The 13,840-nt window shown below is 30.5% G+C and carries 16 protein-coding genes; 13 read left to right on the forward strand and 3 right to left on the reverse strand.

What is annotated here, in order from left to right; genetic code table 11:
- Positions 1 to 23: 23 nt before the first annotated feature.
- Complete coding sequence (locus tag ES045_RS04635) at positions 24 to 473, reverse strand: DUF5362 family protein (protein ID WP_223267182.1); 450 nt, start codon at positions 471 to 473, stop codon at positions 24 to 26.
- A gap of 111 nt (positions 474 to 584) precedes the next feature.
- Positions 585 to 1,859: an ornithine--oxo-acid transaminase gene (gene rocD / locus ES045_RS04640; RefSeq protein WP_147113114.1), complete on the reverse strand. Its 1,275-nt coding sequence runs from the start codon at positions 1,857 to 1,859 to the stop codon at positions 585 to 587.
- 333 nt (positions 1,860 to 2,192) lie between these two features.
- On the opposite strand from rocD, the gene rlmD reads away from it, so the two are divergent.
- The 9 genes from rlmD (at position 2,193) to ES045_RS16325 (ending at position 8,669) form a co-directional block, all read left to right on the forward strand.
- On the forward strand, positions 2,193 to 3,647 hold the full coding sequence (gene rlmD / locus ES045_RS04645) for a 23S rRNA (uracil(1939)-C(5))-methyltransferase RlmD (RefSeq protein ID WP_147113116.1): 1,455 nt from the start codon (positions 2,193 to 2,195) through the stop codon (positions 3,645 to 3,647).
- Between the two features lie 182 nt (positions 3,648 to 3,829).
- Positions 3,830 to 4,135 carry a 4a-hydroxytetrahydrobiopterin dehydratase gene (locus ES045_RS04650; protein ID WP_147113119.1) on the forward strand — a complete coding sequence of 102 codons (306 nt, stop codon included), beginning with the start codon at positions 3,830 to 3,832 and terminating at the stop codon, positions 4,133 to 4,135.
- A gap of 35 nt (positions 4,136 to 4,170) precedes the next feature.
- Positions 4,171 to 4,659, forward strand: coding sequence for a DUF6452 family protein (locus ES045_RS04655; protein ID WP_147113122.1), 489 nt, complete (start codon positions 4,171 to 4,173; stop codon positions 4,657 to 4,659).
- The gene (locus ES045_RS04660) at positions 4,640 to 5,359 is read left to right on the forward strand and encodes a DUF6048 family protein (protein WP_147113125.1); all 720 of its coding nucleotides are present in this window, start codon (positions 4,640 to 4,642) and stop codon (positions 5,357 to 5,359) included. The genes ES045_RS04655 and ES045_RS04660 overlap by 20 nt, the downstream gene beginning before the upstream one ends.
- Positions 5,360 to 5,426: 67 nt before the next feature.
- Entirely contained in the window at positions 5,427 to 6,374 is a 948-nt protein-coding gene (locus tag ES045_RS04665) for an isopenicillin N synthase family dioxygenase (RefSeq protein ID WP_147113128.1), read from the forward strand.
- A 71-nt stretch (positions 6,375 to 6,445) separates the two neighbouring features.
- Positions 6,446 to 6,769: a translation initiation factor gene (locus ES045_RS04670; protein ID WP_147113131.1), complete on the forward strand. Its 324-nt coding sequence runs from the start codon at positions 6,446 to 6,448 to the stop codon at positions 6,767 to 6,769.
- A 9-nt stretch (positions 6,770 to 6,778) separates the two neighbouring features.
- Positions 6,779 to 7,648 carry a nucleoside phosphorylase gene (locus tag ES045_RS04675; protein WP_147113134.1) on the forward strand — a complete coding sequence of 290 codons (870 nt, stop codon included), beginning with the start codon at positions 6,779 to 6,781 and terminating at the stop codon, positions 7,646 to 7,648.
- Positions 7,649 to 8,509: a substrate-binding domain-containing protein gene (locus ES045_RS04680; protein WP_147113137.1), complete on the forward strand. Its 861-nt coding sequence runs from the start codon at positions 7,649 to 7,651 to the stop codon at positions 8,507 to 8,509. It begins immediately after the preceding gene.
- A 19-nt stretch (positions 8,510 to 8,528) separates the two neighbouring features.
- Positions 8,529 to 8,669 (forward strand): hypothetical protein, encoded by a 141-nt coding sequence (locus ES045_RS16325; RefSeq protein WP_189663030.1) that lies wholly within the window; start codon positions 8,529 to 8,531, stop codon positions 8,667 to 8,669.
- A gap of 140 nt (positions 8,670 to 8,809) precedes the next feature.
- On the opposite strand, the gene ES045_RS04685 is transcribed toward ES045_RS16325, so the two are convergent.
- Entirely contained in the window at positions 8,810 to 9,472 is a 663-nt protein-coding gene (locus ES045_RS04685; RefSeq protein ID WP_147113140.1) for a uracil-DNA glycosylase, read from the reverse strand.
- A 395-nt stretch (positions 9,473 to 9,867) separates the two neighbouring features.
- On the opposite strand from ES045_RS04685, the gene ES045_RS04690 reads away from it, so the two are divergent.
- The 4 genes from ES045_RS04690 to ES045_RS04705 all read left to right on the forward strand — a co-directional run bounded on the left by ES045_RS04690 (position 9,868) and on the right by ES045_RS04705 (position 13,631).
- On the forward strand, positions 9,868 to 10,617 hold the full coding sequence (locus ES045_RS04690) for a prolipoprotein diacylglyceryl transferase (protein WP_147113143.1): 750 nt from the start codon (positions 9,868 to 9,870) through the stop codon (positions 10,615 to 10,617).
- A 9-nt stretch (positions 10,618 to 10,626) separates the two neighbouring features.
- A complete protein-coding gene (locus tag ES045_RS04695; protein ID WP_147113146.1) occupies positions 10,627 to 11,298 on the forward strand; it encodes a putative metal-binding motif-containing protein in 672 nt (223 codons plus the stop codon).
- A gap of 753 nt (positions 11,299 to 12,051) precedes the next feature.
- A complete protein-coding gene (locus ES045_RS04700; RefSeq protein WP_147113149.1) occupies positions 12,052 to 12,642 on the forward strand; it encodes a hypothetical protein in 591 nt (196 codons plus the stop codon).
- Between the two features lie 350 nt (positions 12,643 to 12,992).
- Positions 12,993 to 13,631, forward strand: a complete 639-nt coding sequence (locus ES045_RS04705) for a type II CAAX prenyl endopeptidase Rce1 family protein (protein WP_189663031.1) — start codon at positions 12,993 to 12,995, stop codon at positions 13,629 to 13,631.
- The last annotated feature ends 209 nt before the right edge of the window (positions 13,632 to 13,840 follow it).

Below are 13,840 nucleotides of genomic sequence, written 5' to 3' on the forward strand. Positions count from 1 at the left end.
TTGTAGATAATAAAGTCTTCTTTTTAAAGTGCAGACAATGCTCCTAGCATTCCCATCACAATTCCTAAGACATAAAGAGACAAAGTGATAATGGTAACAACTCCAATAAATTTATAATGAGATTTTAGCATTTCAAACGCTTTTGCCAAAACTTCATCATCTTTAGAAAGTAATGCACTTTTCATTTTTACAGAAAATTGATATAAATAATAAATTGGAAAAATATAAATAAGTCCAAATAAAATATATAACCCCGTCATTATGCCTCCTAAATTAAAAGGAACTGCTTGAGATTGAGGAATATTATTATAAATTGTACCTATGAAAAAGCTACCAATAAGCATTAAGCCTATAAATATAAAACCTAATATAGATAAGAATTTACACCATTTAGCGGTTTCTTTTAAAAAATTCTTAGCAGCGCCTGATAACGTAAGTTTTTCTAACTCTGTAATTGCATTTTGCATAGTCATTTATTTTTTTGTTTAAACTCAAAAGTAGTCAATTTAAAATATTGACAAATAAAAAGCCACAAATAATAAAATTTGTGGCTTTTAAAAATATAAATTTAAAGAGGTCTATTTCTAAAACTCAGAAATTGTATTCTTAATAATCGCAATACAATCCATTAATTGTTCTTCTGTTATAACCAAAGGTGGGGCAAAACGAATAATGTTTCCATGTGTTGGTTTCGCTAATAAACCATTGTCACGTAATTTCATACAAATATCCCAAGCAGTAGAACTGTCTTCAGAATCGTTAATTAAAATTGCATTTAACAAGCCTCTACCTCTCACAGATTCAACCAAATGATTGTTTTTACAAAACTCCGTTAATTCAGCTCTAAATATTTCACCCAATCTATCTGCATTTATTGCTAACTTTTCATCTGCAACAACTTCTAAAGCGGCCATTGCAACTGCTGCAGCAACCGGATTTCCGCCAAATGTAGAGCCATGGTTTCCAGGGCCAATTACATTCATAACAGCATCGTTTGCTAAAACAGCAGAAACAGGATATACACCTCCACTTAACGCTTTACCAAGAATTAAAACATCTGGTTTAACTTCTGGTGTACCAGAACAATTTTTCTCTGGACATGCACAATTTCCACAAGTTGCTAATAAACGACCCGTTCTTGCAATACCCGTTTGTACTTCATCTGCAATAAATAATACATTATGATCTGCACACATTTTCTTTGCAGCTGCTAAATACCCATCAGAAGGCACAAAAACACCCGCTTCACCTTGTATTGGTTCCACTAAAAATGCAGCAATATTATTACTACTTTCTAACGTTTCTTGTAATTGCTGTAAATTATCATATTCAATTTTAATAAATCCTTTTGTATAAGGTCCAAAATTCTTTCTAGCTACAGGATCATTAGAAAACGAAATAATAGTCGTTGTTCTACCGTGAAAATTATTTTCACAAACAATTATTTCTGCCTTATTTTCATTAATTCCTTTCACTTCATACGCCCATTTTCTAGCGATTTTTAAAGCAGTTTCTACAGCCTCTGCACCAGTATTCATTGGTAAAAGTTTGTCAAAACCAAAAAGCTCTGTAGCATATTTTTCATACTGCCCTAACATGTCATTATAAAATGCACGCGAAGTAAGCGTTAAAGTTTTTGCCTGATTTACCATTGCATCTACAATTTTCGGATGACAATGCCCTTGATTTACTGCGGAATAAGCAGACAAGAAATCGTAATATTTTTTACCTTCAACATCCCAAACATAAACGCCATCACCTTTACTCAAAACCACAGGAAGTGGATGATAATTGTGTGCACCATGTTTGCTCTCTAATTCTATCGCTTGTTGCGATGTAAGTTTGTCTAAAACAGCCATTTTATTCGTTTTAAATGTTTATAATTAAATAACCATTCCTGTTCTACCTTTATCCTTTCAGCAAAAACTGAAAATTCAGCGTGGGAAAGAAATCATCCCCGAAGTTTTACAAAAGTAAATAAAATAATTAACTATTTGAACACAGAGTTTGTAGAAGTGTGGGCGTTCCCTAAAGGTCGCGCTTTCCGCTATATCTTTTTGTAGAAAAAACAAAAAGGATGCCGCTGCAATCGCTAACGCAAATGGCAAACTAGAAAGACCGTAAACTTAAATTGAATATCAGCAAATCTATCAATATCTTTTTCCTAATTTTGCAAATCAAAATCATAAGAAATGCCACGAAGAGAACGCAACAAATTTGTAAAGAAGAATCAAGTTTTAGAATTAAAAATTGAAGATTACGCTTTTGGAGGAAAAGGAATTGCAAGAATTCATTCAGAAGAAGGAAGTTTTGTTGTTTTTATACCTAATACGCTGCCTGGTCAATTGGTAAAAGCACAAATTAGCAAATCGAGTAAGAACTATGCAGAAGCAAAGTTAATTGATGTTTTAGAACCCTCTGAAGATGAAATTGAAGTTCCGTATCAAGACATTCCTGGTGCACCTTACATTCAATTACCCATAGAATTACAACACAAATACAAAAAAGAAAGTACCCTTTCATTATTCAAAAAAATAGGGAAAGTAGAAAATATAGCCGATTTATTTGATGAGTTTATAACCTCGCCAAACGTATTTCATTATCGTAATAAAATGGAATATGGTTTTTCTGCCATTGGGTATGACAGAGTTACAAAAAGAGACAAAGATGAATTTACCTTAGGTTTTAAAAGGCGTGGCGTTTGGTGGATGGGAGATAATTTAGACAAAGATTCTGGTTTGTTTGACAAACAAATGGAAGACAATCTAAAAAATATTCGTCAATATTGTATCGAAACAGGGTTAGCTCCTTGGCACGGTCCAAAAAGAGAAGGGTTCTTTAGATACTTTGTAGTTAGAAAATCTTTTAAAACAGACGAGTTGTTATGTAATTTGGTAACTACATCACCAGAATTAGATAAGTTCGATTTAAACAAATTCGCAAACTTCTTAAAAGATATTTTCGGAGACCGTTTAGCTGGTTTATTACACACTATTAATGATGAAACTGGCGACAGAACCATTGCAACTTCAGGAAGTGTAGATTTAGTCTACGGAAAAGATAAAATTGTAGAAGAATTATTAGGTTTAGATTTTGAAATTAGCATGAAAAGCTTTTTTCAAACAAACCCAAAATGTGCGGAGAAATTATACGATAAAGTTGTAGCATACGTTTTAGAAGATAAGTCTAAAGTAGACAATACGGTTGTAATGGATTTATTCTGTGGAACAGGAACCATCGGACAAATTGTAGCTTCTAAAAGTGAAAACGCAAAAATTGTAGGTGTAGACATCGTTGCATCTGCAATTGAAGATGCAGAAAAAAATGCCAAAAGAAATAAGATCGATGGCTTACAGTTTTATGCTGCAGATGTTGGTAAGTTTTTAACGGCACATCCAGAATATGAAAACAAAATTAAAACCATTATTTTAGATCCTTCAAGAGCAGGAATTGCACCTAAAACCTTGCAAAAGATCATTAATCTTAAAGCAGATAGAATGGTGTATGTTTCTTGTAACCCCGCAACACAAGCTAGAGACACAGAATTGTTAGCTGAGGCTGGTTATCAAATTAAAAAGATTAGTTTGGTAGATCAATTTCCGCATACAAGTCATATTGAGACGGTTGTTTTGTTTGAGAAGTGTTAAATCAACTCATAATTTCTAAAGAATTGGGCTTTATTTCTGAAAATGAAACTATTTTAGCAAGACAGAGAATAGAAAAAATTACACATATGTTGAATTCCTTATGAGATTCTTAATTAAACTCGTAGAGAAGTTCGTGATAAAGAGATAAACATCTCAACAAATAAACACTAAAAGTAAATACTATGAATAAGATAAAACTTACAGAATCAGCAATCGAAAAAAAATTAGAAAACCTTGTAGATTGGGAATATTATGACAACGCTTTACATACAGATTTTGAGTTCGATAATTTTAAAGATTGTATGTCTGCAATGAATAGAATTGCCTTCGAATGTGAAGCCTTAAATCATCACCCAGAATGGACAAACGTTTACAATACATTAGATATCACGTTAACAACGCATGATGCAGATGGTGTTACAGAATTAGATTTTAAATTAGCGGCTGCAATTAACAAAATTGTAGAAGTTGAAGAAGAAGAAGATTAATTCAATAAAAACTATCTAATTATTATATTTAACTTGTGAAGAAAATAATTCCATTTTTACTGCTTTTACTTGCCTTTTTTACCGCTTGTGAAAAAGACGATTTCTGTGTAAAGAACCCTGTTACATCAAAATTAAAAATAGATTTTTACGATGATACCAATAGAGAAACTTTAAAAAAAGTACAACGTTTCTCTATAATAGCTGAAGGTAAAACAGATAGCCTATTTACAAATCAAAGTGGTAAAAATAGTATTTCAATTCCATTAAATTCTTTAACAACAGAGACGGTTTATACCTTAAAGAAAAATGATACGGATGGCGCAACTTCAACTAATGAAATTGCAACGTTTACGATTAAATATGATACAGAAGAAGAATATGTTTCTCGTTCTTGTGGTTTCAAAATTATTTTTAAAAATGTAGCATTTTCTTCAAGCACAAGTTCTTGGATAACAGATTTTACACCAACAACGATTACGAATCTTGATGATCAAACCACAGCACATGTACAAATATTTCATTAGCATCTGTTTTCTTTTTGTTTTTGCTGAAAGTTTTTCTCAAGAACAAAAAAGAGACACCATATTAAACACAGAAAAAGACAGTATTGTCTATAAAACCAATTACGGTTTTCGTTTAGGAGTAGATATTAGTAAGCCTATAAAATCTCTTATTGATGGTGCTTACAGTGGTTTTGAAATTGTTGGTGACTATAGAATTAAGAAGAACTTTTACATTGCAGCAGAAGTTGGGTATGAAGAAGAAACAAGTGCAGAAGATTATACCAATTCTACCGCTAAAGGAAGTTACATTCGTTTGGGCGTAAATTATAATGCTTACAAAAACTGGTTAGACATGAATAACGAGGTTTTTGTAGGATATAGATATGGTTTTAGTCTTTTTGATCAAACTTTAAACAGTTATACACCCAATGTTTCAGACGCAGAAAATGGGAATTATTTTCTTGCAGATATGAATACAACATCTAGCACTGCAACTAATTTAAATGCACACTGGTCTGAATTAATGTTAGGCGTAAAAGCAGAAACTTTTAAGAATTTATATGTTAGCTTTAGTGTTTCTTACAAAGTTTTAATGAGCGTAAAAGACCAAGAAGATTTTAAAACTTTATTTTCTCCAGGATTTAATAGAATTTTTGAAAGCAATACCGGTTTTGGCTTTAATTATACCTTAAGCTACTTAATTCCGTTTTCAAAAAAATAAAAACACTACAGTAGTTGCTGTTTTTTTTAGTAACTTTAAGCATTGTTTTTAATAAAAAACTACAAAAATGAATAAAATACCAAGTGTAAACTTAGCAGATTTTTTATCTGAAGATAAAAGTAGAAAGCAAAAATTTATAGATGAAATTGGTCACGCTTATGAAAACATAGGTTTTGTGGCTTTAAAAGGTCATTTTTTAGACGATACATTAGTCACGGATTTATATAGCGAAATAAAAAACTTTTTTGACTTACCAGTTGAAACAAAAGAGAAATATGAAATACCAGGAATTGGTGGCCAAAGAGGCTATGTTTCTTTTGGTAAAGAAGCTGCTAAGGGTAAAAAAGAAGCAGACTTAAAGGAGTTTTGGCACTTTGGCCAATATGTAGAAGATGATGCAGAAAGAGCCAAAGAATATCCAGATAATGTACTTGTAGAGGAACTTCCGAAGTTTAACGAAGTTGGAAAACAAACCTATAAAATGTTAGAAAAAACAGCTAAATATGTGTTGCGCTCTTTAGCATTGCACTTAGATTTAGAAGAAACTTATTTCGACAATTATATTAAAAATGGAAATAGTATTTTACGTCCTATTCACTATCCGCCAATTAAAACAGAACCAAAAGGAGCAGAAAGAGCTGCGGCGCATGGAGACATTAATTTAATTACTTTATTAATGGGCGCACAAGGAAAAGGTTTGCAAGTTCAGAATAACAATGGAGATTGGATAGATGCTATGGCAGCACCAGATGAAATTATGATAAATGTTGGCGATATGTTATCTAGACATAGTAATAACAAATTGAAATCGACTATTCATAGAGTTGTAAATCCGCCAAAAGAAATGTGGGGAACTTCTCGTTATTCGATTCCGTTTTTTATGCACCCAATATCAGAAATGAAATTAGATGTTTTAGAAAATTGTATAGATGCAGAAAATCCGAAGCAATTTGAAGATATTACTGCGGGCGAATTTTTAGACGAACGTTTGAAGGAATTAGGATTGAAAAAATAATATAATGATCAATAAATAGTTATTATTAATCAGTTACTGATAATTATTTAATGATAATTGACAATTGAAAAATGGATTTTAAAGATCAATTAAAAAATTTATTTCCAGAACATGAGGAAAAAATTGAACCGGTAAAAGAGAAATCTAATATTTGGTTACAAGAAGATCCTATTCTCTGTAAATATGAAAAACGAAAAGGAAAACCAATTACTATTTTAGAAGGATATACTGGTGCAACTTCCGATTTTAAAATTTTAGCAAAAGAAATTAAAACCAAACTTTCTGTTGGTGGTAGTTTTAAAGATGATAAAATTATTATTCAAGGAGATTTTAGAGATAAAATCATGAAAATGCTTACAGATAAAGGTTTTAAGGTAAAAAGAGTTGGAGGATAAAAAATAATTATGAACATACAACAATCTGAATTAATTTTAAATCCCGATGGTAGCATTTATCACCTGAATTTAAAACCAAAAAATATAGCGAATGATATTATTTTTGTTGGCGACCAGGATAGAGTAGATAAAATTACAGATAGGTTTGATTCTGTAGAATTTACAACTCAAAAAAGAGAGTTTAAAACGTCTACTGGTATCTATAAAGGTAAAAGATTGTCTGTAATTTCTACAGGTATTGGGCCAGATAATATCGATATTGTTTTAAATGAATTAGATGCGCTTGTGAATATCGATTTAGAGACAAGACAACCAAAAACAAAATTAACAGCTTTAAATATTGTAAGAATTGGTACTTCTGGTTCTTTACAAAAAGACATTCCGGTAGATTCTTTTTTAATGAGTTCTCATGCTTTAGATTTAAATGGCATGCTACACTCCTATCAAATTGAAAATATTTCAAATACTGAAATTGAAAATGCTTTTGTAAAACACACCAATTGGAGTGCTAAAAAATCTGCCCCTATTTTGATTGAAAGTAGTAGTGAATTAGCAGAAAAACTAGATTCAGAAAAAATTGTAAAAGGAATTACAGCGACTGCAGGTGGTTTTTACGGACCACAAGGAAGAGTTTTACGCTTGTCTTTGCAAGATGCTCATATAAATAATAAAATAGATTCTTTTAATTTTAACGGAAATAGAATTACCAATTTAGAAATGGAAACATCGGCAATTTATGGTTTATCTAAACTATTAGGCCACAATGCAGTTTCTATGAATGCCATTATTGCAAACAGAGCAAATGGTACTTTTAGCAAAGATTACAAGAAAGTTGTAGAAGATTTAATTGAATATTCGTTGAATAAATTAATAGAATAGATGACGAGCTTAAAAGTTGGTGGCGTACCAGAACATTTTAATTATCCGTGGTATTTAACCCTAAAAAATAAGGATTATACAAAAGAAAACATCAATCTTAGATGGCAAGATTACCCTGGCGGAACGGGTGAAATGTGTAAATCGCTGCGTTCTGGAGAAGTTGATATTGCGATTGTTTTAACAGAAGGAATCATTAAAGATATTGCGGATGGAAACCCGTCTAAAATTGTACAAACTTTTGTTGAAACCCCTTTAATTTGGGGAATTCATGTAGGTGAAAAATCAAAATTTAAAACTATTGATAATTTAGAACACGCTACAATTGCAATTAGTAGATTTGGTTCTGGGTCTCATTTAATGGCAATTGTAAACGCTTTTAACCAAGGTTGGAATGTAGAAAACCTCAAATTTAAAGTAATTGGTAATTTACAAGGAGGAATTGATGCGTTAACAAACGGAGAGGCAGATTATTTTATGTGGGAACATTTTACCACAAAACCTTTGGTAGATAACGGTACTTTTAGAAGAATTGGAGATTGCCCTACACCTTGGCCATGTTTTGTAGTTGCTGTAAGAAATGAGGTGCTAGAAAATAATTATAATGAAGTAAAAAAAGTCTTAGACATTATAAATGAACAAACTACAGACTTTAAAAACATAAAAAATATTGATAAAATTCTAGCAAAAAGATACGAGCAAAAGTTAGAAGACATTCAGAAATGGTTAAAAATCACCGAATGGAATGATGGACAACCAATTACTGAAAATTTAATTACACAAATTCAAAATAAAATGGTTCGTTTTAACGTTATAGAAGAGAAGAAAAATTCAGGTGAGTTCATAAAAAACATGTACATTTAAACCTTAAAATCCTTTATCAATGAAAAAAGCAGTATTTGTTGTAATTTGTATCGTAGGAAGCATTTGTTTCTCTTCTTGTAGAAGCTCTTCTAAATCTTGTGGTTTAGCAGATGCATCAACAACCAATCAAACAACATTAAAACAGATAGATGTGTTATAATCTCTCTGTTTCTTAATTTCAAATTCAGTGAATCCGCTTTTAAGCGGATTTTTTTAGGCGTTATTTTGAGGAACGTAGCAATCTCATTAAAATAATTAATGACATAAATTAGATTACTCCTATCGTCGAAATGACAAATCTTACCATTCAATCGGCTTCTCTCCTATTCCTTCTAAAAAAGTATTCGTTTTAGAAAAATGTTTACTTTCAAACCATCCTCTCCAAGCACCTAACGGAGATGGATGCGGAGCTATAAAAAGAGTGTGTTTATCCGTATTTATAAGTTTAGTTTTACTTTCTGCAAATTTTCCCCAAAGTAAAAAGACAACATTTTCTTTTTCGTCCGAAACCTTTTTAATAACTTCATCGGTAAATATTTCCCACCCTTTTTTCTGATGACTTCCTGCTTCATGAGCTCTTACCGTTAAGGTCGCATTTAATAATAAAACGCCTTGTTTTGCCCATGTTTTTAAATTCCCGCTTTGCGGAATTTCTATACCTAAATCCGCAGCAATTTCTTTAAAAATATTCTTTAAAGACGGCGGATGCTTCATTCCGTCTTTAACAGAAAAACACAAACCGTTTGCTTGATCTTGATCATGATAAGGATCTTGACCAATAATGACCACTTTTAGATCTTCAAAAGAACAGCAATTAAATGCAGCAAAAATAGCTTCTTTTTTAGGAAAGCATTGGTGATTTTCATATTCTGATATTACAAAGCTTGTTAATTCTTTAAAATAAGTTTTATCAAACTCTGGTTGTAAAATCTCTTTCCAGCTATTATTTAAGGTCATTTTTATCTTTTATTCTGATTGCAAAAATACTTTTTAAATAGCAATAATTAAATGTTAAACATAAAACCTGAGTTATCTTTATAAAAAAGGGCTTTAATTTTACTTAAACTTCAAATAAAACAGTGTTTTACCTCTTTTTTATTTTGAATTATACAACTAACTTTGAATAAAACCTTATAAGATGGAACTGATTAAGCTATGATGAATTCAATGGCATTTTTTTATAAAGTTTAGTTGTATTCAAATTTGTAAACATGACTTATACTTAATTTAAAAAAAAATTATTAAATTATTCTGCTAAGATAAAAACAGATTATTATAAATAAGGTATCCATAGCATCAACAAAACCAATTACAGGAGGTTTGATATTAGAGAAGAAAGAGTCTTAATAAATAAAAAAATGTATCCAAAACTATTAGAATTTCAAAATATAACAATTTACACCTATGCCTTTTGTATTACTTTCGGTACTTTAATAGCCGTTTTATATACGAAATGGCAGGCTAAAAAAACATTGAAAATAGTTTTACCAAATTACTTCTTCTACCTAATTTTTATTGCTGGTTTTATTGGTGGAAAACTATTTTTATTTTTTGAGAAACCCGCTTATTATACACAAAATCCTAAAAGTATATTAGACATTTTTTCTGGTGGATTTGTTTTTTATGGTTCATTTATTTGTACAATAGCCGTAATTATTTGGTACTTAAAAAAACATAAAATTGCCATTTTACCTTTACTCGATATTTTAGCTATCACCACTACCATCGTTCACGTCATAGGTAGAATCGGTTGCTTTTTTGCAGGATGTTGTTACGGCAAGCCTACAAGCTCTTATTTTGGAATTAGTTTTCCAACCACAAACTCTATTACCGTACATCCTACTCAATTATATGAAGTCTTTTCTATTCTATTTATTATGAGTTTACTTTTTGTCATTAAAAGAAACAAACAATTTAATGGACAAATATTTCTTTCTTACGTAATATTATATGCAATAGCTAGAAGTGTATTAGAGATTTTTAGAGGTGATAATAGAGGTTTTATTATGCAAGACTATATATCTCACTCTCAATTTATAGCATTTATCTTAATAAGCATAACAGCTTATTTATATCTCAAATTAAATTCAAAAACAATAACCATTTAAACAAAAATTATGAAAAAATTAATTGTAAACACATTTATACCAATAGCACTTTTAATAACTGCTATTTTTATTATTGGAGCAGGTTGTTCTGGAATTCCTGATTTAAAAGAATATGTATGGCATAAAGATGCAGATGGTGATGGATATGGTTTGGCAGGTACTGCTGTAATGGAACAAGAACAACCAGAAGGATATGTAGAAAATGATACTGATTGCGATGATACAAATGCTGACGTCTATCCTGGTGCAACAGAAATACCCGATAATGATATAGATGAAGATTGTAACGGAAAATTTGCTTACACGTTTTATTCGGATAAAGATGGAGATGGTTTTGGTAGCGAAACTCCGATTATTATTGAAATTGACAACAATACTACTGCTCCAGATAATTTTTCTTGGTTTGCCGGAGATTGTAACGATGATAATGCCGAAATACATCCAAAAGCTGTAGAAATAGAAAAAAACGGAATAGATGATAATTGCGACGGAATTATAGATATTGTTGAATATTATATAGATGAAGATGGCGATGGATATGGCTCACAAAAAGCTACTCCTGCAGAAGGTGTTACCAATAATTTAGATTGTGATGATACTGATGAAAAAATTCATCCTTATACCAGAGAGTTTTTAGATGATAAAATAGATAGTAATTGTGATGGGAAAGATAACACGTAATAGACTAAGATAATGGAAGCTCTTTACACTTTTACAAATTGAGGATGTTAAAAATAGTACAAACCATCTTCTAAAAAAAGTTAATGTAAATTGGTAACCCAAAAGCATATTAAAAAGAAATTAAAACAACCAATGTTAAAGCTTCATATCACTTTATTTATAATTATGTTATGGAGCTTTTCATATTCTCAACAATACACAAATATTACGGTAAAGGATGGCTTACCTATCAGATATTTATCCAAAATATCTAAATTAGGTTATATCAAAAACGATAGTGTTTATGCTTTTGCAAGTGAGGTTATAAATGAAATATTTACTCCCAATTGCACTAGTCTAATAGGCAACAAATTATACTAACAAGTAATCCTAGAGCGCATGAATTAATCAATGATAAATGGAATTAGTATCAAAAAATACTTTTTTGAGAAAGGGAACACCAGTATATATTAAACACCCAACTATTACTTCTTAAGTGACAAGGACTAATTTAGATACTATAAAATTAATCTATAAAAATGAGGAAACAAAAAAGATGCCCAATCATAAAAATATTCTAAGCACCATGCATTATAGAGATCAAATAACAGTCAGTTTGTTTTATTAGGCAGCAAATAAATATTATTCAATATTAAACTTAAATACCTTAAAACTGTATAAGCGAAATTTTGAAGATAAAGTAGGCATCAACAAATCATAATACACCTAATAGACAATCAAATTCAAAAATAATAACTATTTAAATCTAAATCTATGAAAACTTTTTTAAAAAAAACTGTACCATTTTTATTATTAATTGGAGCTATATTTATTATAGGTTCTAGCTGTGGAGATGGCTTATCACCTACACCTCAAGCAGGTGCTTGCGATGATGCAAATACTACAATAGAAGATGCGCTTTCTAGTTTAAGCAACAAATCTATGGACTTACAAGTGCATGAGTATGTATTTACCACCAATGTAGCTGGAAATATTTGTGCAATGGGATATCAGAGTTTTGCACAAACCACACCTTATTCGGTAGATAATAGTGCTGTAAGTTATAAAATAGAAATTGTGAGCGGTCCTTCTGTTAACAGTACATTTTCTAATTCCACTATAGAGTATATAACTCTTGGCGCTCCTTATGCAATAGTACCAGGGGTAAATTACACCATAAGAAGAACTGGTGGAGATGGTTTAAATAATTCTTTGGGACATACAGCTTCTGCTACATTTCCGTATACTAGCGGGAATATTACATTCTTGAGTTCTAATTTTGTAGATAGTTCAAGTTCTGGTGGCGGTCCTGTTGCTAATAACGGTATCCCTAAGATCTATTTTAATTTTTCTGCTACGAATTAATTCTAATAAATAAATAAACGAGTGTTACTACTAACACTCGTTTTAGCCTTCTGTTCTAAATGGTAACCATTCTATCTTATCTAAAAAAACATTTTTCGCAAGACTACAAAACAACTACCTATTTTTTATTTATTTTATATTTAGGAATTCTTATCTATGTAAATCATACAACACATATTCCTGAAGTTTTCCTAAAGAACCATCTAAACTCTCCATTCCTTTATGGGTACTATTTTTTGTTTTTTGGTTTTGCTTACTACTCATCAATTTTAATAATTGCAATCACAAAATCTGATTATCTTTTTTTAAGATCTTTCTCTTTTTGGTTTACAAGTATATTTGCAATTATATTGGTTAGCATTCGATTTAGTTTTTTAGATCATTATGGTTGGGTAAAAGAAAACATAGCACCTCAAAAAATATTTTTTTATATAAAAGTTATTTCAAGAAGTATTCGATTTATCATATTTTCTTTCGGAATTCTATTGTTTTATGCTCTATTTGAGAAGGTTAATAAAAACTTTTATGGATTTTCAATTAAAAACACCCAATGGAAACCATACCTTCTATTACTGTTAATTGTATTTCCGTTCATTATTATTGCCTCATTTCAACCCAGTTTTTTAAAACAATACCCTTCAATTGGCAGCACAGGTTCCTTTATAAATAAATGGCTTGCTTTGGTAATTTATGAACCCATTTACTTATTTGATTTTATTTCTATTGAATGGTTTTTTAGAGGTTTTCTTATTCTTGGAATGGTAAAAACTTTGGGCTCAAAAGCAATTCTACCAATGGTGGCTTTGTATGTCTTTTTCCATATTGGAAAACCTACTGGAGAAATTATAGGTTCTGCTTTTGGTGGGTATATCTTGGGAGTTGTCTCTTTATACAGTCGTTCAATTATTGGCGGAATAATTATTCACATGGGTGTTGCTTTTTTAATGGATGCCATAGCAATTATTCAAAAATTTGATAGTTATTTTTAAAAGACTATTCCGCCAATGAAAATGATAATGCTTTCATAGAAAACCTCATATTAATTATACTTCTTACATCAACCTTAAGTTTCTTAAAATTAAACGAGTATCTATTTTTTTTTTATCCTTAAATATAATAAAAAATAAAACTATCTGTGTTTTTCTTCTGAAATAACAGTGTTTATCCTCTGCTTTTTTTTAAAAGGTACAACTAACTT

The sequence above is a fragment of the Polaribacter sp. IC073 genome (genome assembly GCF_007997075.1).
GTDB lineage: Bacteria > Bacteroidota > Bacteroidia > Flavobacteriales > Flavobacteriaceae > Polaribacter.